General features: G+C 74.7%; 2 protein-coding genes. Both read right to left on the bottom strand.

Going from position 1 to position 3,091, the window contains the following annotated elements:
* Positions 1-1,664: DUF885 domain-containing protein (locus ACFU99_RS38945; RefSeq protein ID WP_384402049.1), on the bottom strand; the 1,664-nt coding region annotated here is incomplete at its 3' end.
* Positions 1,665-1,768: 104 nt separating this feature from the next.
* The coding region (locus tag ACFU99_RS38940; protein WP_384402046.1) for a GNAT family N-acetyltransferase at positions 1,769-3,091 on the bottom strand (1,323 nt) is incomplete at its 5' end.

Raw genomic sequence — 3,091 nt, 5'->3', positions numbered from 1 at the left:
TCCACCAGGTCGTCCAGGCCCAGCGAGCCCTGGGACAGTGCCGCCATGTGCCACGCCTTGAGGTCGAAGGCGTCGCCGTGCCGCTCGCGGGCCTTCTCCCGGCCCAGCAGCCAGGCGCGCTCGCCCAGCTTGTAGCCGATGGCCTGGCCGGGCATGCCGAGGTAGCGCACCAGCTCGCTGTCCACGAAGTCCGCGGGGCGGCCGCTGTGGAGGCCGAAGAACTCGCGGGCGAGTTCGGGGGTCCAGCGTTCGCCGGGGTGGAAGGGGGAGTGGTCGGGGATCTCCAGTTCCAGGTGCATGCCGATGTCCACGATGACGCGCACCGAACGCATCATCTGCGCGTCGAGGTAGCCCAGGCGGCGTTCGGCGTCGCCGAGGTAGCCCAGTTCGTCCATGAGCCGCTCCGCGTAGAGGGCCCAGCCCTCCGCGTTGGCGCTGACCATGCCGATCGTGGCCTGGTAGCGGGAGAGCTGGTCCGCCACGTGCGCCCACTGCGCGAGCTGGAGGTGATGACCCGGCACGCCCTCGTGGTACCAGGTGGACACCAGGTCGTAGACGGGGAAGCGGGTCTCGCCCATTGTCGGCAGCCAGGTGCGGCCCGGCCGGGAGAAGTCCACCGACGGCTGCGTGTAGTAGGGGGCCGCGGCGCTGCCCGGCGGCGCGATCATCGACTCGACGCGCTTGACGCGGTCCGCCAGCTCGAAGTGTGTGCCGTCCAGCGCCTCGATCGCCTCGTCCATCAGCCCTTGCAGCCAGCCGCGGGTCTCCTCGACGCCCTCGATCGCCTCGCCGTGCGTGTCCAGGTGGCTCAGCGCCTCCCAGGGGCCGGCGCCGGGCAGGATCTTCTCGGCCTCGGCGCGCATCTCGGCGTGGATGCGGTGGTACTCCGACCAGCCGTAGGCGTACGCCTCGTCGAGGTCGAGGTCCGTGCCGTTCCAGTAGCGCGCCCAGCGCGCGTACCGCTCGCGGCCGACGACCTCGGGGGACCCCTCGACGGCGGGCTGGTACACGTCGCGCAGCCAGTCGCGGAGCTCGGTGACGGCGGCCGTCGCGTCGGCCGCGGCCTCGTCCAGCTCGCCGCGCAGGGACTCGGGCCCCTCGGCCGCGAACTCCGCGAACCAGCCGCCGTCGGAGCCGATCCACTCGTCCAACTGGCCGATGAACGTGGAGACTTGACGCGGACCCGCGTGCAGCTCGCGGTCGAGTCCCTCGGCGAGCGTCGCCCGGTAGCCCTCCAGCGCGCCCCGGACGACGCGCAGCCGGGCCGCGATCGACGCCCACTCCTCGGCGGTCCCGGTCGGCATCAGCGTGAAGATCTGGCGCACGGAGTGGGCGGGGGAGTGCAGGTTGCTGACGGCGCGCAGCGGTTCATGGGCCTCGTGCACGGCCAGTTCGGCGGTCAGCCGCTCGCGCAGCAGCCGCGCGCAGCGCCGCTCGGCGTCGCTGTCCCCGCCGGGCCGCCGCTCGGCCTCGGCCAGCCGGGCGAGGGTCGTACGGGCGAGAGCGGCCAGCGCCTCCTGCCCGTCGGGGGAGAAGTCGGGCAGGAGGCGGGCGCTCTCCGCGACCCCCAGATACGTGCCGGTGATCGGGTCGAGTTCGATGAGCGCGTCGACGTAGGCGTCGGCGACCTGACGGGGCAGCGGGTTGTCGGTGTTCTGGAGCATGCGGCCCATCCTCGTACGGAACGGTCCGCCCCGTCACGGCCATTGCCCGTCACACACCTGATGCGCACGTCACACCCGATACCGCAAGAAACGGTGCCGGATGCTCAGTGACCGGGCGACTCCCGGCGCACCACGGGTACGGGCGCGGCCTCCGACTCCGGCGGCGCGGGCCGGTCCGCCAGCCGCGCGGAGATGACCAGCGTCCCCTCCTCGATCTGGAAGTCCAGCGGCAGCTCCAGGCCGCGCATGGCCGCGACCATCCCCGTGTTCGCGGCCCGCGTGACGGCGTAGACGCTGCCGCACCCCGCCTCCCGCGCCAGCGCGACCAGCCGCGCCAGGAGCTGCGCGCCGACGCCGCGCCGCTGCCAGGCGTCCTCGACGAGCAGCGCGACCTCCGTCTCGTCGCCGTCCCACAGCAGATGGCCGAGCGCCGCCAGCCGCCCCGAGGCGGTGTACGCGGCCAGGGTGCGGCCGTGCCGCGGGCTCAGCAGATGGGGCAGATAGCGGTCGGCGTCGCCGGCCGGGCCGTGATAGCGCAGCGCCAGCGTCGCGGGCGTGCACCGCGCGTGCATCTCGCGCGCCGCGCCGACGTCCTCGGGGCCCGCCCGGCGCACGGTGATCTCGTTGCCCTCCGGCAGGGTGAGCACGTCCCGGCGGTACGGCACCCGCGGCCCGAGCCGGGCGTCGAGCCCGACCAGGGCGTGCGCGCGGGCGAACTCGGCGGGGGTGAACGGCAGATACGGGCGCTCCACCGTGATCGTCCCGCCGGACGGGTCGCGCAGCCGCATCACCGTCTCCTCCAGCACGCCCTCGGCGGGCGGCGCCGGGTCCGTACGCCGCTCGGGCAGCGAGCGGATCGTGCACCGGCCGAGCAACTGGCGCAACGCGAGCGGCAGTTCCGCCGCGTCCAGCGCGGTGCGCGTCGCGAGGGCCAGGACGCGGGTGGGCGCGTCCACGAGATCGTGGGCGTCGGCCCGCTCCACCCAGGTGCCGCTGCCGCCCCCGGCGGCCGCCGCCCGCGTCAGCTCGGCGGGCAGCAGGGCGGCCGGGGCCCGTACCAGCAGCTCGTCGACGGTGCCGGAGGCCAGCGGGTGGGTCTGGAGGGTCAGGATGTCGACCCGGTGGTGGGCCAGCGCCCGGCACAGCGCCGCGAGGGTTCCGGGCTCGTCCCGTACGGTCGTACGCATCCGCCACAGGGCGAAGTCCCCCGCGCCGCCGGGTACGGCGGGGGCGTCGGCACCCATGGTGTCACCGGCCCCACCCGCCTCCTCCACCGGTGGAGAATGGCCCCGGCGCCGGGCGAACCAGATGTGGAACCCGGCCGTGGCCAGCAGCGCCGCCGCCGAGGACGCCAGCAGCACCGGCCCCTCGGGGCCGTGGGCGATCAGGTTCGCGGCGCAGTCGGCGACCGCCACCGCCGTGAACAG

Source organism: Streptomyces sp. NPDC057654, assembly GCF_042800135.1.
In the GTDB taxonomy this organism is placed as follows: Bacteria; Actinomycetota; Actinomycetes; order Streptomycetales; family Streptomycetaceae; genus Streptomyces.
This window is presented reverse-complemented; position numbering and strand designations above follow the sequence as displayed.